19 protein-coding genes are annotated in these 19,873 nt (G+C 40.8%); 12 read left to right on the plus strand and 7 right to left on the minus strand.

Translation table 11 applies throughout. From position 1 onward, the window contains the following. Window positions 1-14: 14 nt before the first annotated feature. Window positions 15-461 (plus strand): hypothetical protein, encoded by a 447-nt coding sequence (locus MKI85_RS01080; RefSeq protein WP_241624155.1) that lies wholly within the window; start codon window positions 15-17, stop codon window positions 459-461. Between the two features lie 45 nt (window positions 462-506). Here the strand turns inward: MKI85_RS01080 and MKI85_RS01085 are convergent, their stop codons facing one another. Both MKI85_RS01085 and MKI85_RS01090 read right to left on the minus strand, forming a co-directional pair. Then, a complete protein-coding gene (locus tag MKI85_RS01085) occupies window positions 507-941 on the minus strand; it encodes a PaaI family thioesterase (protein ID WP_241624157.1) in 435 nt (144 codons plus the stop codon). Window positions 942-1,038: 97 nt separating this feature from the next. Next, a complete protein-coding gene (locus tag MKI85_RS01090; RefSeq protein ID WP_241624159.1) occupies window positions 1,039-1,284 on the minus strand; it encodes a hypothetical protein in 246 nt (81 codons plus the stop codon). A gap of 216 nt (window positions 1,285-1,500) precedes the next feature. Between MKI85_RS01090 and MKI85_RS01095 the strand changes: the two genes are divergently transcribed. Beyond that, complete coding sequence (locus MKI85_RS01095; RefSeq protein WP_241624161.1) at window positions 1,501-1,908, plus strand: GFA family protein; 408 nt, start codon at window positions 1,501-1,503, stop codon at window positions 1,906-1,908. Between the two features lie 75 nt (window positions 1,909-1,983). Here MKI85_RS01095 and MKI85_RS01100 read toward each other — a convergent pair whose 3' ends face one another. Next, on the minus strand, window positions 1,984-3,219 hold the full coding sequence (locus MKI85_RS01100; protein WP_241624163.1) for a pyridoxal phosphate-dependent aminotransferase: 1,236 nt from the start codon (window positions 3,217-3,219) through the stop codon (window positions 1,984-1,986). A 214-nt stretch (window positions 3,220-3,433) separates the two neighbouring features. On the opposite strand from MKI85_RS01100, the gene MKI85_RS01105 reads away from it, so the two are divergent. Next, window positions 3,434-3,613: a hypothetical protein gene (locus tag MKI85_RS01105; protein ID WP_241624165.1), complete on the plus strand. Its 180-nt coding sequence runs from the start codon at window positions 3,434-3,436 to the stop codon at window positions 3,611-3,613. Between the two features lie 50 nt (window positions 3,614-3,663). Here MKI85_RS01105 and MKI85_RS01110 read toward each other — a convergent pair whose 3' ends face one another. Both MKI85_RS01110 and MKI85_RS01115 read right to left on the minus strand, forming a co-directional pair. Further along, window positions 3,664-5,106: a sensor domain-containing diguanylate cyclase gene (locus MKI85_RS01110; RefSeq protein ID WP_241624167.1), complete on the minus strand. Its 1,443-nt coding sequence runs from the start codon at window positions 5,104-5,106 to the stop codon at window positions 3,664-3,666. A gap of 178 nt (window positions 5,107-5,284) precedes the next feature. Next, the gene (locus MKI85_RS01115) at window positions 5,285-6,076 is read right to left on the minus strand and encodes an A1S_2505 family phage non-structural protein (RefSeq protein ID WP_241624169.1); all 792 of its coding nucleotides are present in this window, start codon (window positions 6,074-6,076) and stop codon (window positions 5,285-5,287) included. 220 nt (window positions 6,077-6,296) lie between these two features. On the opposite strand from MKI85_RS01115, the gene uvrB reads away from it, so the two are divergent. From uvrB to proB, 9 genes are all read left to right on the plus strand, one after another. Next, complete coding sequence (gene uvrB / locus MKI85_RS01120; RefSeq protein WP_241624432.1) at window positions 6,297-8,342, plus strand: excinuclease ABC subunit UvrB; 2,046 nt, start codon at window positions 6,297-6,299, stop codon at window positions 8,340-8,342. Between the two features lie 122 nt (window positions 8,343-8,464). Then, window positions 8,465-9,061: a lipocalin family protein gene (locus tag MKI85_RS01125; RefSeq protein ID WP_241624171.1), complete on the plus strand. Its 597-nt coding sequence runs from the start codon at window positions 8,465-8,467 to the stop codon at window positions 9,059-9,061. 140 nt (window positions 9,062-9,201) lie between these two features. Next, entirely contained in the window at window positions 9,202-10,137 is a 936-nt protein-coding gene (gene rarD / locus MKI85_RS01130; protein ID WP_241624172.1) for an EamA family transporter RarD, read from the plus strand. 280 nt (window positions 10,138-10,417) lie between these two features. Next, the gene (locus tag MKI85_RS01135; RefSeq protein WP_241624173.1) at window positions 10,418-11,875 is read left to right on the plus strand and encodes a glyceraldehyde-3-phosphate dehydrogenase; all 1,458 of its coding nucleotides are present in this window, start codon (window positions 10,418-10,420) and stop codon (window positions 11,873-11,875) included. A gap of 302 nt (window positions 11,876-12,177) precedes the next feature. After that, window positions 12,178-12,897 carry an MFS transporter gene (locus MKI85_RS01140; protein WP_241624174.1) on the plus strand — a complete coding sequence of 240 codons (720 nt, stop codon included), beginning with the start codon at window positions 12,178-12,180 and terminating at the stop codon, window positions 12,895-12,897. Between the two features lie 12 nt (window positions 12,898-12,909). Continuing rightward, window positions 12,910-13,584, plus strand: coding sequence for a hypothetical protein (locus MKI85_RS01145; RefSeq protein ID WP_241624176.1), 675 nt, complete (start codon window positions 12,910-12,912; stop codon window positions 13,582-13,584). A 165-nt stretch (window positions 13,585-13,749) separates the two neighbouring features. After that, a complete protein-coding gene (locus MKI85_RS01150; RefSeq protein ID WP_241624178.1) occupies window positions 13,750-14,124 on the plus strand; it encodes a winged helix-turn-helix transcriptional regulator in 375 nt (124 codons plus the stop codon). Window positions 14,125-14,383: 259 nt separating this feature from the next. After that, the gene (gene cgtA / locus MKI85_RS01155; protein ID WP_241624180.1) at window positions 14,384-15,604 is read left to right on the plus strand and encodes an Obg family GTPase CgtA; all 1,221 of its coding nucleotides are present in this window, start codon (window positions 14,384-14,386) and stop codon (window positions 15,602-15,604) included. Between the two features lie 33 nt (window positions 15,605-15,637). Next, window positions 15,638-16,771 (plus strand): glutamate 5-kinase, encoded by a 1,134-nt coding sequence (gene proB / locus MKI85_RS01160; protein WP_241624182.1) that lies wholly within the window; start codon window positions 15,638-15,640, stop codon window positions 16,769-16,771. A gap of 54 nt (window positions 16,772-16,825) precedes the next feature. On the opposite strand, the gene MKI85_RS01165 is transcribed toward proB, so the two are convergent. Then, a complete protein-coding gene (locus MKI85_RS01165) occupies window positions 16,826-17,422 on the minus strand; it encodes a phosphatase PAP2 family protein (protein WP_241624184.1) in 597 nt (198 codons plus the stop codon). Between the two features lie 128 nt (window positions 17,423-17,550). Continuing rightward, complete coding sequence (locus tag MKI85_RS01170) at window positions 17,551-19,764, minus strand: TonB-dependent receptor family protein (protein ID WP_241624186.1); 2,214 nt, start codon at window positions 19,762-19,764, stop codon at window positions 17,551-17,553. Window positions 19,765-19,873 lie beyond the last annotated feature (109 nt).

Below are 19,873 nucleotides of genomic sequence, written 5' to 3' on the forward strand. Positions count from 1 at the left end.
ATCGGAGTAAGCGAATGAATACGCTCAGCATCCCTGAAATTTTTTCTCAATTCTCATACTATCAAGACAACTACCTGCCGCTTATTCAACAGCCAGAGTTATATTACACGGCTGTAGAAGGTGCTTTTGTATCCGTGCGTCCTTTTGCAACGGTACAACTCTATCTGGGTGATTTACTGCAATTATGGTTTTCAGAGAAATGGTTGGTTGAATCTGAACGTCAAAGCTGGATTGCATCTTATTTTTCTAGTGAGACTGAAGCGCAAGAACGTGTTTATGTTTATGCCTTAGAAGGGCAACTTTGGTCTAAGCCATTACAAGCGCAAGCTTGGTCTCAATCACGTAATGCTGCATGTACTATTCAGCTTGAGCATACTTTAAAATACTATTGTTATTACAAAGCCTTAACTGCGCCACAGTTTAAATTGAATGCAGCGCAAAAGAATTATCATCATGCTTAATTCCGTTTGTATTTGCACAACATAATCAAGTGTTGTGCAATACTTTTAAGCACGGATAATCATACAGGTTGCAGTGGCATGAGCATAAAGCTTACCATCTTCATCTACAATTTTTCCTTCTGAAATTCCTAAATTTTTACTCATATTGATCACTGTACCTATCGCTATCAGTTCCTTTTCTTTCGGAATAGGACGGCACATTTTAATATTGAGATCAATTGTGCCGTAGCCAACACCAGCTTCCAGCATGGTGTGAATAGCGCACCCTGTGACAGAGTCGAGCACGGTTGCGGCAAAGCCTCCATGGACTCCACCTAGCGGGTTTAGATGTCGCTGATCTGCCATGGCTTTGAAGTGAATACTGCCGAGAGCGACTTGATAGGGTTGCATGGGGATAGTTTCGCTGATACTCGGTGCAGGTACTTGCCCAGCACACATGGCTTCAAGTAACTGTAATCCGGTCATTTCTTTTACGTGCATTGGTAATCCTTTTATTTGATAAGTTCTAAAAAGGAACTTTGTAGTTAAGATAATCTTGAGCGCAAAATAAAGTCAAGTAAGGATGAGGACTGGTGGGTTAGGCATCAAGCTCGTAAATTTTATCTAGGCTGTCAGCACCCGTTAAAATATTTAAGCAAATACGCTCACCTGTTGCCCATGTTGCCTGATCGGAGCTGAGGTCAACATCAACAATGTCGATGTCACGACAGAGGGTGAGGGTGCTTTCGATCACAATAAATTGAGGAGAGCGGGCTTTTAAGCATTTAGCAATGTAACGTTTAATATTCTGTTGTCGGTATACATCGATAATCTTATAGCGCATGATGGACTCATAGGCATTTAGCTGTGTGTGAGCGTATCTTAGAAGATCAATGCTTGGGTTGCCATGTCGAATATGTTGCGAAATGTATGATTCAAAAAAATAAATAAGGATTACATTTATTTATAAATTAAATACGGTGATCTATCACTCATTATTGTTTAATTAGATGGCAGCGAAAATACAATAAATTTATTAAAAAATTATACGGAGAGGATAATGCATGCACAGTGTTTATGTGGTGTAACACAATTTGATGTCGATCTTGTGAATTACCAAGTCCATGTTTGTCACTGTTCACTTTGCCGACGTCAAAGTAGTGGGTTGCTAATGACGATCGATGTGCTACCAAATAGTCTAGTCTTTGCGCAGCAAACACACTTAGGGATATTCCGTTCTTCTGAATGGGGAGAGCGTGGCTTTTGTAAGCAATGTAGAACTACATTGTTCTGGCGTATGCAGGATCATAGTTATTGTAATATTAATGTGTTTGCACTAGAGGAACTACCTGAAGAGTTAGTTTTGGATGCAGAAATTTATATTGATCATAAACCAGCTTTTTATTCCTTGAGTCAGCCGACTAATCAATTAACAGAGGCAGAAGTGATTGCGATGTTAAATAAATAATAGCAGCAGCCATTAACGGCGCATAAAAAAGAGCCCAAACTAAGTTGAGCTCTTTCTTTTTAATAAACGGCTAAATTATTGAGCCGCTTTTTCAGCTTCGATTGATGCAATTGCAGCGTCAACGCCTTCAATTGAGTCAGCCGCTTTCTTAATGCGAGCTAAAGCATCAACTAACACTTCGTCAGCAGTCGCATAAGAGATACGCATAAAGCCGCCAAGACCAAACGCATCACCTGGAACAACAGCTACACCAGTTTCTTCTAATAACCATTCAGAGAATTCTGTGCAAGATTTTAAGCCTTTTGCACGAATCAACGGACGGATGTTTGCATACGCATAGAATGCACCATCAGCAGGTAAGCATGAAATACCATTGATTTCATTCAAGCCATTAACCACTAAGTCATGACGACGCTTGAAAGCTTCGATCATTGGCTCAAGTACATCTTGTGGACCGTTCAATGCAGCTTCAGCAGCAACTTGCGAAATTGAAGTTGGGTTAGAAGTTGATTGCGATTGGATTTTTTTCATTGCGCCAATGATTTTTGCAGGACCCGCTGCATAGCCAATACGCCAGCCTGTCATTGCATAAGCTTTAGACACACCGTTCAATACAATAACGCGGTCATATAAGTCTGGTGCAACAGTGGCGATGTTGTAGAACTCATCTTCCCAACGGATTGGTTCGTACATATCATCAGAAGCAACAAATACTTGTGGGTGACGACGTAATACTTCAGCTAAAGCTTCAAGCTCAGCTTTGGTATAGATCATGCCTGTAGGGTTTGAAGGGCTGTTGAGTACCACTAAACGTGTGTTTTCAGTGATTGCCGCTTCTAATTGTTCAGGCGTGATTTTGAAGCGTTGTTCTTCACCACATTTCACAATAACAGGTGTACCTTCAGCGATGATTACCATATCTGGATAGCTTACCCAGAAAGGTGCAGGAATAATCACTTCATCACCTTTGTTTAACAAAGCTAAAGCCAAGTTAAAGAAAGATTGTTTACCACCGCAAGAAACCAAAATTTGGTTTGCTTGGTAGTCAAGGTTATTGTCGCGTTTAAGTTTTGCAATAATTGCTTTTTTAAGGCCTGGCGTACCATCTACAGCGGTATATTTAGTAAAACCGTTGTTAATTGCCGCGATAGCAGCATCTTTGATGTGTTGCGGGGTGTCAAAATCTGGTTCACCAGCTCCCAAACCAATGACATTTTTACCAGCAGCTTTAAGCTCAGCAGCCTTGTTTGTCACAGCTAATGTAGGGGACGGTTTGATGGCATTTACACGATCAGATAGACGTACGTCCACGGCAGAATTCCTTCTTATGGGGATAAAAAATTAAAAGCACACTATCTTAGCTTAAAATGTAAGGCTAGTTTGTTTAAAATGCGTCCAAATTAATAAAAAATTGACAGTATTATTTTGGGAAAATTATTTGGTAGGAAAATGTTAGTTTCATGAAGTGCTCGCTATGTAGCATAAAAAACTTTAAAATAGCTGCAATTAAATTTGAGTCATCGTTATGAGTAAGCAACAGCCTACTTCCAAAAAGCCATTGGTTAAACTCCCATTTCCAATGCCATCTCAGGAACAAGAGCAAGACGATGTTGCCCATAATCAGGTTCGACCGAAGCCAGAGCAATATGCAGATCGTACTTGGATGCCACCGCGTGGTACACGTCGTTCCATGGGTAAACGTTAAAAAAAGAAGTGCAATTGCACTTCTTTTTTTATGTCTTATCTAACTTTAGCTTAACGAGTTCGACGTTCATTTTCTGAATAATATTGTTTTTTCTGTAGATACATCATCTGATCTGCACGTTTCAACATGTCTTCAATACGTTCATTTTCTTTCACTGTCGCATAACCAATTGCCAAACTAATGGGTTGGCTGGCATAAAATTGATTATCGACATGTAAGAGCTCTTGTAAGCTGTGCAAGCAGTTTTGTAGTGCGGCTTCATCCGCACCAGGCAAGAGAACGACTAATTCATCCCCGCCAATTCGAGAGGCAGAATACAGCGTGTTTTGAATGAGTTGATTTAAAATTCCGCCCATACGACGTAATAAACCATCACCTACATCATGCCCGAAATTATCATTTACTTCTTTGAGTCCATTCATGTCGAGAAAAATACAAGAGGCAGGGCGTAAAGGGCTACGTTCTAAACGGTTCATTTCTTCAGTATAGAAAGAGCGATTATATAGCTTGGTGAGAACATCATGTTTGCCTAAGTATTCCAAATAATTCTCGGCTTTTTTACGGGCAGTTATATCGGTTAAGGCAACCTGTACCATGCTCCAGTCATCTTTGTAGTCGGGGAAAACAGTAAACTGAAGTAATACATGTCGAATACTGCCATCTAGGGCGTAATTCACGGCTTCACGTTGATGGTGAATATTGCCATTCCATAATTCAATCAATTGTTCGCGGAAGGTTTGTATCATTTCTTTGGCGAAAATCTTATGGGTATTTTTAAGTAGGGTTTCCTTATCTGCCGCGCCAAATAAATCTAACGTGGCTTGGTTGACATCAATAATCACAATGTCCTGAATACATTGCAAAATAAAGTCATTGTGCACATCTAAAAAGGTTTGAAAGTCTTGGATGCCCATGTGTTTCAGTTGATCTAGACGGTATTTAATTCGACTGAAATCTTCCACCCATAACGAGGTTGGAGAATATTTAAAGCGTGACTCGGCCAGCAAACGGTTTTTCTCTTCAAGGCGACATGCTGTTTTATAGGGAGTGATATCTTCTGTTGTAATGAGTAATAAGGACAAATCATGTTCATGTTCTGGAATCACGGTGCCACGCAACTGGATATCTAATCGTTGCCCTGAAATTGTGTAATTTACCGTACTGCTGAGAAACTCGGTTTGACCATCCCATAAACTTATTAGCTCTTGAATATGGGTTTTTGCCATATCTTGTTTAAAAATTAAATCCAGATTCTGTTGCAAGTGTTCGAGGTCATGTGCCTGAAACAACTCTAGGGTTTTGGCATTCACTTTTAGGATTTTAATTTTACGCGCACATGCCAAAACACGTGATTCATCTTCAAGTAAAAATTGTTCTAAGTCTTGAATACCTTGTGCTCGCCATAGATCAAACTGCTTTTTGACCTCACTGAAATCTTCTAACCACATGGCAATAGGGGATAAATCAAAAATTGAGGAATCTAATAATTCCATGTGTTGCTCGTATTTATTTTTAAGTCGCGTCTAGTATAGGCACAATTTTTTTGTTTTTAAATCATGTGATCAATAAATACATTAAATTGAATTATGTGATAATTCTGTCATTAAATGTGCCTAAAAATGAGGTTGTCTGCCAGTTCTGGTAGACAACCCCTAATGTAATAAGCTTGATTTAGCGCGTCGATTTACGTGCTTTATTTTCCGCTTTTGGTGCTGGAATTTCACGTTGATGATTCCAGACTTCCATGAAATCTTGCTCGTTGATATTGTAGAGTTCCAGCAGGGCAAGCACTACACCACCAATCACCATGCTGTTTTCTAGCGGTGAGTCAACGCGAAATCCCTTTTCATCTAAACGATGCACAATATCTTCGATTTCAAAGATACGATCACGACCATTACTATCGGTTGGATACATCGGCGTATTCAGAATGATTTTTGCCAGACTTTTTTCATTGTCTGCCAAATCAAGTTGTTCAATCACCTGATCTAGTGGTTCGTTCGGGAAAATCACCTGATCTTGCAACACGGCTTTTAAAAAGGCTTGGCGAAGTTTAGGTAAGGGCTGTTCGACAAAAGGGCGGAATGACACAGGGAAAATGACGTTGTGTGAAATGCCTTTAAACATTGGCGCAATTTCTTCGACTTTATAGCCTGCAACGCCGCAACCAATGGACGTAATGAAATATTTGGTTTTAGGGTGATGCTTAGTATAGATTTTAAAATCATCAATATAATGCTGTATTTGTGACAGCGGCATTTGTTGTAAATGCTCGTTCATGGTGGGAATGGCATAACTCTGACCTGCCCAACCACGACCTGCACCTTTCATGGCGCCAAAATGTAATAAAGCGATTTTGGCAGCACCACCCGCATGCGTACCCGCCATATTACTGCCAAAAACAAACACGGTATCTTCAGGTAAACTTTTAACAATCGTTTCGTCGTGGTAATGGTAGCGCATAAGTCATTTATCTAATCATCATTATTGATTCATGTTGCAACTGAATAGGGCATGGGTCAAGTGGCAGGATGTGCTTTTTTAGTCGGATGGCTTGCAGAAGGAAATTGGTCTCTGAGAAGGCTATGTAATCAATTCAATGTGAAATGTATATGAAAGCTTATTGTATGTTGTCGAATAGCCCCCATACTATGTAAGTCAGAATGTGTCGAAGATGGAAACCATGCAAGAGCGTCAAAAACCTGTGCAAGACAGTCAACAACCTTTTGATTTGGTCACTCAGTTTCAACCCGCGGGAGATCAGCCGCAGGCGATTGAAAAACTGGTACGTGGTGTTGAGCAAGGCTGCCGTAATCAATTGTTATTAGGGGTGACGGGTTCTGGTAAGACCTACACCATGGCGAATGTGATCGCACAGACGCAACGTCCGACGATTATCATGGCGCATAACAAGACCCTTGCCGCACAGCTTTATGGCGAATTTAAATCCTTTTTTCCTAATAATGCGGTTGAGTATTTCGTCAGTTATTACGATTACTATCAACCCGAAGCTTATGTGCCATCTTCCGATACTTTTATTGAAAAAGATTCAGCAATTAATGATCATATTGATCAGATGCGCTTGTCAGCAACGCGGGCTTTACTCGAACGCCGTGATGCCATTATTGTGGCCTCTGTTTCTGCTATTTATGGTTTGGGTGATCCGAATGCCTATATGAGCATGTTATTGCATGTCGTTGAAGGTGATCGGATCAGTCGCGATGAGATCATCCGTCGTCTGGTGGAAATGCAATATAGTCGGAATGAATTAGAGTTTTTACGTGCGACCTATCGTATCCGTGGTGAAATTATTGATATTTTCCCAGCCGAATCGGATCAGCATGCTATTCGTATTGAACTCTTTGATGATGAAGTTGATTCGATCCGTTGGTTTGATCCATTAACAGGGAAGATGGTCAAAAAAGTCCCACGTGTTACCATTTATCCAAAAAGCCATTACGTCACACCTAAAGATAACCTTGAACGTGCGATTGGCACCATTCGCGAAGAGCTCAAAGAACGCCTAGTTTTTTTCCGTGAACATGACAAATTGCTAGAAGCACAGCGGATTGAACAGCGTACCCGCTACGATCTGGAAATGATGCAGCAGTTGGGCTATACCAATGGTATTGAAAACTATTCTCGTCATTTATCGGGGCGTCCAGCAGGGGAAGCTCCACCAACGTTATTTGACTATGTACCTGATGATGCCTTGCTGATTATTGATGAATCGCATGTCACGGTGCCGCAGATTGGCGCTATGTATAAAGGTGACCGCTCTCGTAAAGAAAACTTGGTGAATTATGGTTTCCGTTTACCGAGTGCTTTAGACAACCGTCCGATGAAGTTTGAAGAATGGGAGCGCATTGTTCCAAGTACCATTTATGTCAGTGCGACACCTGCACGATATGAATTGGAAAAATCGGAACAAGTAGTCGAGCAGGTGGTTCGTCCCACAGGTTTGGTCGACCCTGAAATTGAAATCCGTCCAGTGTTGACTCAAGTGGATGATGTGCTGTCGGAAATTAATATTCGTAAAGAATTGAATGAACGTGTTTTAGTGACCACTTTAACTAAGCGTATGGCGGAAGATTTGACCTCCTATTTGAAAGAATATGGGGTAAAAGTTGCCTATCTACATTCCGACATTGATACCGTTGAGAGGGTCAAAATCATTCATGAATTGCGTTCAGGTATTCACGATGTATTAGTAGGAATTAACCTGCTGCGTGAAGGTTTGGATATGCCTGAAGTATCTTTAGTAGCAATTTTGGATGCGGATAAAGAGGGCTTCCTGCGTTCAGAACGTTCACTGATTCAAACCATTGGTCGTGCTGCGCGTAACTTAAAAGGGAAAGCGATTTTGTATGCTGACCGTATTACCGATTCAATGCAAAAGGCAATAGATGAAACGGATCGTCGTCGTGCCAAGCAAATCGAGTTTAATTTGGAGCATGGCATCACGCCACGAAGTGCAGTACGACAAGTCGTTAAGGAAATTGATACAGGTGAAGTACTGAGTGATGATCAAATTGATGCCAAGATTGCAGATCAGGCCCAAGCATTGTCTGCGGATGAGCAACATATTTTGTCTAATCCAAAATTGTTCAGTAAACACATCACGAAACTGGAAAAAGAGATGTTGAAAGCCTCGAAAGAGTTACAGTTTGAGCAAGCTGCACGTTTACGAGATGAAATTTTGCGTTTGAAAGCGCATTTATTGCAATAAGGTCGCAAACTTTTTGCTGCAAAATCATTACATAACGCTACAGTTTGTTGGATTAAAGCCCGTTATTTTTTAATAAATTACATTCGGGCTTGGTCCAGATCAATCTTTTAAAGGATGTTGTGATGAATGACAGTAATCTTCCTAAAGCAAGTTGGCGTATAACAAAAATAGTCATTGGCGGGGCAATTTTAGTGGGATTGGGCGCAGCGACTTTGGCTTATGCGCAAACCAAGCCTATGCCTGTGGTCGAAAAAGTCGAATTGGACCGCTATTTGGGGGTATGGTACGAGATTGCTCGGAAACCTATGTACTTTCAAAATAAATGTGTGCGTGATGTCTCTGCAACGTATACCTTGAATGAAAATGGCAATGTGAGTGTGGATAACCGGTGTTACTCGCAAGATGGCGTGTTACAGCAAGCCTTAGGTGAAGCCTTTGTTCAAAATGCGCCGTTTAATTCCAAGCTGCAAGTCAGCTTTTTACCCGAAGCCGTACGCTGGTTGCCTGTGGCACGTGGGGATTACTGGATTTTAAAACTGGATGATGATTATCAAACGGTATTGGTCGGTGAGCCGCGTCGTAAATACATGTGGGTACTTTCGCGTACACCCGAAGCAAAGCCCGAAGTCCTAAATGAATACTTAGAATATGCCAAATCACTTGGCTATGATTTGGGTGATTTAATTCGTACCCAACATAGCAAAGCAAAATCTGAATAATGGCTAAAGTTAATGCTTATTCAAATGATGGAGAGTATGGTGCAGTCAAAATTTAGATTTGCGTGAAAGTTATTTTAATCCTGAAGTTTTTTATTAAACTAATCGGTATACTACGCCCGACAAAAAGTTAGGGTGAAAAGATGTATAAAGGCGTAGCACTGTCGGTATTGGCATCCGTCACCTTTGGCGTGCTTTACGGCTATACAGAATTTTTAAAACCTTTAGACAGTGAGCAGACTTTCGCATGGCGCATGCTGTCGACCTTGCCATTTTTGACCTTGTTTATGTGGTGGTCGGGTGAGCTAAAGCTGATTACTGAACTGTTCAAAAAAGTCATTCAAAAACCTATCTATTTATTGTGGTTGTTGATTAGCTCGGTGTTGTGTACTTCGCAATTGTGGCTGTTTTTGTGGGGGCCGATTAATGGTCGGGGCTTGGAGGTATCTTTAGGATATTTCCTTTTGCCTTTGGTCATGGTACTCATCGGCTGTGTGCTGCATAAAGAAAAACTTTCTCGATGGCAATTGGTCGCAGTGATTCTAGCAGCACTGGGTGTGGGACATGAGATTTGGCGAATTGGCGGCGTGGCATGGGAAACTGCTTATGTTGCCTTGGCTTATCCTTTGTATTTTTATCTTAGACGATTATTTAAAACGGATCATTTGGGCGGTTTCTGGTGGGATTTACTCCTGATTTTGCCTGTCGCTTTCTATCTATTATCAACGTCTGAGTCTTTAAGTCTGATTGCTCAATACACATATTTAATTTGGGCAATCATCGGCTTGGGTTTTTTAAGTGCGCTTGGTTTGGGCAGTTATATTCTGGCGAGTCGATACTTGCCTTTTGTTTTATTTGGTTTGCTGAGTTACCTAGAACCGGTGTTATTGGCAGCAGCATCTATAGCGTTGGGTGAGCAGGTTAAACCAGATGAATGGCTTACTTATATCCCAATTTGGTGTGCCGTGTTGGTTTTGGTGGTCGAGGGTAGTTTACATTTGTATAAACAACAGCATCTGAAACAGAATTTAGCACGCAATATTGAAAAAGCAGAAGAGCGCTTAAACGATCAAGATTAATTGTACTAATATGAGTGTTTAAGCAGGGTACAGAATCAACAGGATAGGGTGATTTTTTAGTTCTTTTTGGGTGATTGCAGGCAAATCACTTTTTTCAATATTTGGCATAAAAAGTACAATCACCAAAATAATTACAACTATTTTGTAATTTTATAATGAATATGTAGGAAAATAGCAGCGACTGAGCCAGCTTTTGATTCAATCTTTCCGACAATTCCTTTACAATTGTCGGGTTTTGAAATTTATGCCTAGATATACAATTTAATTAGAGGACGTATCTGTGAGCAAAGAGACTATTATCGCCCTACACGCAGAGCACCAAGGTCGCTGGAAAAACCGTGAAGAAATCGCGGAACAAATGATTGCTTTAATCGGTAAACTTTACCGTGAGCAAAACATCGTGACTTCAGTTTACGGTCGTTCTTTAGTTAACCGTTCTGTTATTCAGATTTTGAAAGCGCACCGTCGTACACGTATGATGGATGTAGAACTTTCAGTTGTTCATACATTCCCAATTATTCAAGCATTGGCGAAAATCCAGAATATCGGTACTGCTGAAATTGATCTAGGTAAACTTGCTGTTGAATATAAAGCACAAGGCGGCGATGTTGACGCGTTTGTAGCGAATGCTGTTAAATCATTAGAAGGTCGTGAAACTTCTGTAGAAGGTAAAGATGTTGTTCTTTACGGTTTCGGTCGTATCGGTCGTATCCTTGCACGCTTAATGATTGGTCAGTCTGGTTTAGGTCGTGGTTTAAACCTTAAAGCAATCGTTGTGCGTAAATCATCTGATGGTGATTTGGCGAAACGTGCTTCTTTATTACGTCGTGATTCTATTCACGGTACATTCTCAGGCACAATTTCTATTGATGAAGAAAACGAAGCAATCATTGCTAATGGTATTTTCATTAAAGTAATTTATGCATCTAACCCATCAGAAGTAGATTACACTGCTTATGGTATTCAAGATGCGCTTGTGATTGATAATACGGGTAAATGGCGTGATTCAGAAGGTCTGGCTCAACACCTTAAATGCCCAGGCGCTGCACGCGTAATTTTAACTGCACCTGGTAAAGGTGACATGAAAAACGTGGTGTTCGGTGTTAACCAAGCAGACATTCTTGATGAAGATCAAATCATTTCTGCTGCAAGCTGTACAACCAATGCGATTACACCAACATTGAAAGTATTACATGACAAATACACAGTGTTGAATGGTCACGTTGAAACAGTTCACTCGTTCACAAACGACCAGAACCTCATCGACAACTACCATAAAGCAGATCGTCGTGGTCGTGCTGCGACTTTGAACATGGTGATTACTGAAACTGGTGCGGCAAAAGCTGTAGCGAAAGCACTTCCAGCACTTCAAGGTAAATTAACAGGTAACTCTGTACGTGTTCCAACACCAAACGTTTCACTTGCTATTCTTAACTTGACGCTTGATAAAGAAGTTGATCGTGAAGAAGTGAACGAATACATCCGTCAAATCTCAATCAGTTCTAACCTTCAAGGTCAAATTGGTTATACCAATTCAACTGAAGTTGTATCTTCTGACTTCATTGGTTCGCGTACTGCGGGTGTGTTTGATGCGCAAGCAACAATCACTTCTGGCAACCGCTTAACTGCATACGTATGGTATGACAACGAAGTAGGTTATAGCTGCCAAGTATTGCGTATTGCTGAACAAATGGGCGGCGTAAGCTATCCAAAAGTTCCTGCTGAAACAAATGCATAATTTGTTCAGTTAATAAAAAAGAGCTTCGGAACTGAAGCTCTTTTTTTGTCTTTAAAATTCTTAAGCTTGCTACATTCATTTTTTAGTTGACTTAAATAACTACACGCATTCAAATTAGGTCAATGCCATAATTCCGACAAAATTAGTAGTATTAAATTTATTACGCTATGCTGGCGCAATGATCTAACTATCTTAGCCTATAACGGGCTTAGCAATTTCTGTCTCGTTAATGCAGATTAAAGATAAAACAATGACTCAAATGGATTGAGTAAATCAAAAATCGAACTTAAAGGATTAAGTCATTGCGATTAAAAAGAGTGTTTGTGGGTTTGGCATTTTTAGGCTTAGCTACTTTTAGTGGGGTCTTACTCGCCATTTGGGTTTTTCAACATTTCAATATTTATATTCCACTGCGTAATCAGGCTGTGAATATTGATTTGCAAGAGCCATTGCAGGCAAAGGTTAAAATACACGATGCTTTGGATGTTGGTGTTTCGGGACGAATTAATGCTGAAATTCCCATTCAAGAACAGTTAGAGATTCCTCTTGCTCAAACGCTGACTCCACGTGTGTATTTTGATAATCAAGTCCCGATTAAGACCACCATTCCTGTACAGGAAACCTTAAAGGTACAGCAAAACTTGCCCATTGATACGCGCGTGAATGTTGTGGTTATGGGTAAAAATATCAGTTTGCCGCTCAAGGGCTCAATCCCTATCAATCTTGATGTACCGATTCATATTAATGTGCCCTTAGAGCAGAACGTACACCTGAAATTTGATGCCCCCGTTAAAACAGTCCTTAAAGAAAACTTGCATATTCTTTTGAATGCAACATTAAAAACTGAGATACCTGTGCAAGGTCAGTTAAATGTTCCGATCAAGACGGCTTTAAATGCCACAGTCGATGTGAAAAATACCTTGCCAGTCAAAATTCAGAGTGGAGAATTAAAAGTCCCTTTGAATACCTTAAAGTTCTCATCACCACAGTTTGAACAACCGCAATTGGTTCGAGCGGAATAGGAGGGTGAGCAGGTGATTTCTTCCTATCGATTTTTATTGGTCAGTTTTGTGGGATTGGTTCTCGCGATTGCGATTTCATTCTGGCTGTATCTGAATGTAATCGCGTCTATGCAAATTTCGGCACAGCATTCTGAAATCAAGTTGCCAGATGCTTTAGCAACCAAGATTCATGTGGGTAACTATTTAGATATTCATTCAAAAGGCAAGCTGAATACCCAAATCGATATTGATCGTCAGCTGAGTCTACCTTTACAAGGGAAATATCTTGCAGATTTGAAGTTCGAAGTTGAAACGCCTATTACAGTAAATATCGACTATCAGACCATGATCCAGATTGATCAGCTGATGCCTGTCGAAACCACGACTGATTTAATTTATCAAAATCAACTATTGCCCAAGTTTCCTGTGAAACTCGATATTCCTGTTCAGTTGGATGTACCGTTTCAGCTTAAACGTGCATACACCATTCCTGTGAAGATTCTATTTGATGGACCTGTTTATTTTGAGTTCGATGAACGCGTAGGCTTGCATGTGGTGCATCGCTTTGCACCGAAATTACATTTGAATGATCCAATGAAAATGGATCGAATTGCTAGTTTTGATGCCACGATGTTAAATGCTGTACGACAAACATCTGCGAATTTGCAGATGAATATGCATTTACCTGTAAGAAATATTCATCCCTAATTCAGAACCTTGTTTGTATGAGGTTGAATTGACGTATTTAGATTGGGGGCTTAGTGGTTTAGGGAAAGAATGAATCGGTTTCTTGATGGTTAAAGATTAATCTGATAGCTTACCGAATGAAAGTACAGATAAGAAAAGTAAGCAGCTACTGCACAGGGGGAGTTTATGAGTACATATGCAACAAGCCATTTATTGGGGCAAGTTTTATCGACAGCTTGTCCTTCTCGCGAAATACTCGAACATCTGTCCAGTAAATGGTCGCTGTTGGTGTTGCATTGTCTAAGTGAGGGTGTGCATCGCTTTAGTGAGCTTAAAGCAAAAATTGAAGGGATTAGTGAAAAAATGTTGTCGCAAACACTGAAAACTTTGGAACAAGATGGCTTTATTTTGCGGACTGTATATCCAATTGTTCCACCGAAAGTGGAATATCAACTAACGATTTTGGGTTCGCAGGCGGCAACTAAGGTCAATGAGCTCATTTCTTGGATTGAAAGAAACATCCCTGAAATTTTGGCGAATAAGCCGAAGATAGATCTTTAAATACTTAAATTAGCAGAGTTCTGATTTTAAGTTTCCTGCAAGTAGCTGAGAACTTGAGCAATGACTTAAATGTTGAAGTATTCAATTTTATTTCTTCTATCAAATAATGTTAGCTTCTAAAAACCTAAAACAAGAATAAAAATAGGGTGATACAGAATAATAATGAGCGATTTTAATATTTAGTTGAATAATTCTATTCGAGAAATGCTTTAAAATGTGGCAGAATAAGCGGTTTTAAAGATTTTAGAGGATTGGCAGTATGCGCTTTGTTGATGAAGCAGTCATTACCGTAGAGGCTGGCGACGGTGGCAATGGCGTAGCCAGTTTTCGCCGTGAAAAATTTGTACCATTTGGTGGTCCCGATGGTGGTGATGGTGGTCGTGGCGGTAGTGTATATGTTGAGGCTGATGAAAATACCAGTACTCTTGTAGACTACCGTTATACTCGTCGCTTCCGAGCAGAACGTGCTAAAAATGGTCGTGGTGCAAACTGCGCAGGTCGTGGCGGTGAAGACACTATATTAAAGGTTCCTGTAGGTACAACCATTGTTGATACAGACTCTGGCGATATCATCGGTGACTTAGTTGAAAATGGTCAGCGTGTGCTTGTCGCTGCGGGTGGTGATGGTGGTTTGGGAAATACCCACTTTAAATCATCGACTAACCGTACACCGCGTAAATGTACTCATGGCTTTAAAGGTGAATTCCGCGAAATTCGTTTAGAGCTGAAAGTATTGGCAGACGTAGGTCTATTGGGTATGCCAAATGCAGGTAAATCAACGTTTATTCGTGCGGTTTCAGCAGCTAAACCAAAAGTTGCAGACTACCCGTTCACCACCATGGTACCAAACCTAGGTGTGGTCGATGCAGACAGCCATCGTTCATTTGTGATGGCGGATATTCCTGGTCTGATTGAAGGGGCTTCTGAAGGTGCCGGTCTTGGTATTCGTTTCCTCAAGCATTTGGCGCGTACGCGTATTTTATTGCACATTGTTGATGTGCAGCCTATTGATGGCTCAGACCCTGCCTATAATGCTAAAGCGATCTTGGCTGAGTTGAAGAAATTCTCTCCGACACTTTCAAAACTGCCAATTGTTCTTGTTTTAAACAAAGTCGATCAACTTGCAGAAGATACGCGTGATGAATGGTGTCAGCATATCTTAGATGAAATGCAGTGGGATGGACCTGTATTTAAAACTTCAGGTTTAATGTCTGAAGGGACTAAAGCTGTTGTATATCACCTGATGGATCAAATTGAACAACAACGTGAACGTGAAGTTGAAGATCCTGAATATGCAGCAGAAGTGAAAGCATTCCGTGAGCAGCTAGAAGCTGAAACACGTGAACAAACCATTGCCGCTAAAGAAGCTTATCGTGAAATGCGTCGTCAACAGCGTCTTGCTGGTTTGTTGGGCGATGATGATGAAGACGATGAAGATGGCGACGACGACAGCGATATGGAAGTGATTTACGTTCGTTAATTTCCAAGCGAACAACATGTAACTGAGGACAAGATGATAGAAGTGGTAGATGGGCAACGTCAGCTCAAGGCTTTAAAACGTATCGTTGTTAAAATCGGATCATCTTTACTCACAGCAAATGGGCAAGGTTTAGATTTAGAGGCAATTTCGCATTGGGCGAAACAAATCGCGGATCTACACAAAGCAGGGCATGAAATCATCCTTGTGTCGTCTGGTGCTGTGGCTGAAGGTATGGTTCGTATGAAGCTAGAGCATCGACCCACCGATCTACCCAGTCTTCAGGCATGTGCTGCCATTGGTCAAATGGGTTTAATCCATACTTGGTCCAGTGTATTAGAGCGACATAGCATTCAAACCGCACAAATTTTATTAACACATGATGATCTAGCAGATCGTCGTCGTTATTTAAACTCATGTGATGCTTTGCAAAATTTAATCGATTGGCGTGTCATTCCTGTGATTAACGAGAATGACACAGTTTCAACCGATGAAATTCGTTTTGGCGACAATGACACGCTAGCAGCAATGGTCGCAGGTCAGGTGCAGGCAGATTTGTTAATCATCTTAACGGATCAGCAAGGTATGTTTGATTCTGACCCGCGTTCGAATCCTAATGCGAAACTGTTCCATACCGTGCGTGCTTTAGATGAAAGCCTGTTTGATATGGCAGGTGGTGGCGGTAAATTTGGTCGTGGTGGTATGTTGACCAAAGTTCGTGCTGCACGTTTAGCCGCGAAGTCTGGCTGTCCAACCCTTATTGCCAGTGGCGAGAGTGATCAGGTACTTGCTCGTCTAATGGCGGGTGAGATGCTTGGGACATTGTTTATTACCGACAATGACCGCATTACAGCCCATCAGCAATGGTTGGCAGCACACTTACAAACTGCAGGTCGTTTGGTTTTGGACGATGGTGCGGTGAAAGCGATTAAAGACAATCACCGTAGTTTGCTACCTGTGGGGGTAAAAGCGGTTGAAGGTCATTTTGACCGTGGTGATGTGGTGGAATGTGTTGATCCATCGGGTTATCGTGTTGCGGTAGGACGTGTAAATTTTAGTTCGCGTTCTGCAGAGCTGGTTAAGGGGCTATCTTCGGATAAAGTGTATCAAGTCTTGGGTGAAGCGCGTTCACTGGAAATGATTCACCGTGACCACATGGCGATTTACTAAATTGCTGAATAAAAAATCCCGCTTTTGAGCGGGATTTTTATGTCTATAAGGATATTATTTAATATAGCCTCTTTGAATCAAAGGCTTAAATAGATAGAAGTGAACAGTCAGCACCCATTGCATCAGTTTCTCTTTGTAATGGTTCCAAAGGGTTAGACCAAACAAGTTCAGTGCGCAGGCAATCATAAATGCGCCAAGCATATCTAAGGGGAAATGTACGCCAACATAAATACGTGACCATGCGACTAGCCAAGCCATCATGAGCATGAAAATACCGAGTTTACGTTGTGCTGAGAAAAAGTATGAGAATGCAATGCTGCTAAAGATCAGCATATGGTCACTCGGGAACGAACCATTAGGTGCATGTTCAATCAGAGTTCGACCAATGCCCATGACAAATGGACGTGGGTGATAAAAAATATGGGAAATACACTGACTAATCAATAGGGCAATACTGGTAAAGATAAATGCCTTTAAGATTTGTTTTTTAATTTCATAATCACCACGTAACCAGAACCATGCAAAAAGCGCAATCATGCAATACAGCAGATCATTAGCAATAAAAATTGCAAAGTGCATGGTGCTGTTGCTAGCCTCAGGCGAGGCATTGATCAAAGAGAAAAGGGTGAGATTGAATTCTGAAAGAGACATGAAGGCGTATTGTGTATGCAAAGTGCATAGAGTGTAATAATTCTGTCATTTTGTTGAAATAAAAAAAGACTACAGAATTGTAGTCTTTTTTTAAGTCTCAAATGATGTGCGGTTACGTATTCTTCATTTTAGAAATCAAACGAAGTTTGCAGGTAGAAAGTACGCGGTTGTCCGACATATTTTCCGGCAGTTGCTGTATCGGTAGAACGAGTGAAATATTGCTTATCAAACACATTCTTGATACCACCTCCAATTTTTAAACCATGGAATTGTTCACCAAAGTCATAAGCTGTACGGACGGCAAAAGTCGAGTAACCTGGAATATCTCCATATTCACCATATTCTGATTCTACAGTTTGATAAACTCCTGATTCTTGGCTGCCTGGGGAACGCTGTTTAGATTGCGCAAACATATCGGCATTTACCGTCCATTGATTGACTTTATAACCTAAACCAACGTTAGCAGTGTGACGTGAATAGAATGGCAGGTCTTTGTCTTTAAAGTTACCTGCTTCAGCAACAGCTTTAGTGAAGGTGTAATTGCTATAAACTTTGAGACCTGCTAAAGCATCCATGAGGTAGCCAAAGTCATAGGCCAAACCTAGTTCAACACCTTTGTGGCTGGTTGTCCCTAAGTTTGTCCAATAACCATTTTTTAATGCATCACGTTCTAAAATAAGTTCTTTATCAAAATCTAAATAGAATGCGGTTAATTCAGCATTTAAACCATTTCCTAGATATTTTGTCCCGATTTCATAGTTGTTAGATTTTTCTGGTGAAAGACCATCTAAGGTCGAAATTGCAATGCCTGTTTTTATATTAGTCGTTGCTAATTGGTTGTATTGCTGGGGACCAAAAGACACGCCTGCATTGGCAAAAATATTCCAATTGTCTGTCGCTTTATACATCACAGATAGGCTTGGTAAGAATTCATCGGAGTCAATTTTTGGTGCAACAGTGTTAACGAATTTACCTTGGTTATAGGCTGTGAAGTTGTTATGTGTTTCGATGGATTCGAAGCGTACCCCTGGAGTAATCACCCATTGGCCTAAATCAAAACGGTTGTCCACATAGACTGCATGCGCTTTAGTGCCACCCTCACTTGATGTGCGCGCTTTAATTTCAGAAACAGGTGCATTAAATGCATAGGCAGAAGAGCGACCGGCATATTCAGAGCTATCCTCATCTAAATAGCGATAACCAATGGTAAATTCGCTATTAGAATTACCTAATTGGTAAGCGCGGGAGAAACGTGGCTCAATAGCAAAGACTTGGTACTCACGAGGTGAAATATCCATGCGTTTAGTTGTGGCACTGAGGTCTGTTTCTAAATTGCTGGTACGGAATGAATCGATATAATACGTAAGTAATTCGAAATTATTGTGCTCATCTTGGTGGGTGTAGCGGAAGGACACATCCGAGCGGCGCCCTGCAAAATAATTGCGAAGCTGATTGGATTGGTAAGGATTTTCCGCATATTGCTCGGGAGTTAGACCTTCGGGTATTTCACCACGACCTTCGTAATGATGCAGATTTAAAGTGATCTCGTCGGCATCGGTGAACTGATAAGCCGTTTTTAACATTACATCATCAATATCTGTCTTGTTGTTTGCTTCGCGATAACCATTACCTTTGGTGCCTGAATAGAGCAGGGCAAGACCTAAGCCATTATCTAAAGTTCCACCGACAAATAAACTTGGACTCAATTTGGTTTGATCAGTGCCAGATGCATATTCAGTGGTTAAGCTGACATTACCAGCAAAATCTTTCGGAATAGCACGAGTTGCGAAATTGATAATACCGCCCACGTTTTGTGGTCCAAAGCGTACAGAACCGGCACCACGGACTACATCAACAGATTCGATATTACCCAGTGAAACAGGGGCAAGTGAAAGCTGCGGTTGACCATAAGGCGCAAAAGATAAAGGTACACCATCCAGTAATACAGTTGAACGTGGAGATAGACGTGAAGTTAAACCGCGAACACCAATATTCAAAGAGACATCACTACCACCAGTACCATTATTCTCTTGGACTTGTACACCTGGAACTTGCTTGAGTGCATCTTTAATAGAAGTTGCAGCAACTTCATCAAGGCGTTTACGGTCAATAATAGTTCGTGCACCTGCATGCTTTTGTACTTTTTCTGCATTGGCATTTTCTAACCAGTTACCTTGAGCTTGTAAGGTAATGGTTTGTAGCGTGCTGACAGCATTGCTATCTGATTCTGCTGCAAAAGCGCTCTGCGTAGCAAGACATGCTAATGCAAGCTGAACAGCTAAAGTTAAAGGCGAAATTTTTGTGGGCTTGTAAGTGCCAGATTGAATCAAGTGATTTGACATGGGAAATAAGATTTGCGAATTTGGCAGTATCTTATAGGGTCTATGCAAATAATTGAATAATAATGGTTATCATTAATTACCATTATTTTTTAATATCATTGTAATATTT

It is taken from the genome of Acinetobacter zhairuonensis (assembly GCF_022601715.1).
In the GTDB taxonomy this organism is placed as follows: Bacteria; Pseudomonadota; Gammaproteobacteria; order Pseudomonadales; family Moraxellaceae; genus Acinetobacter.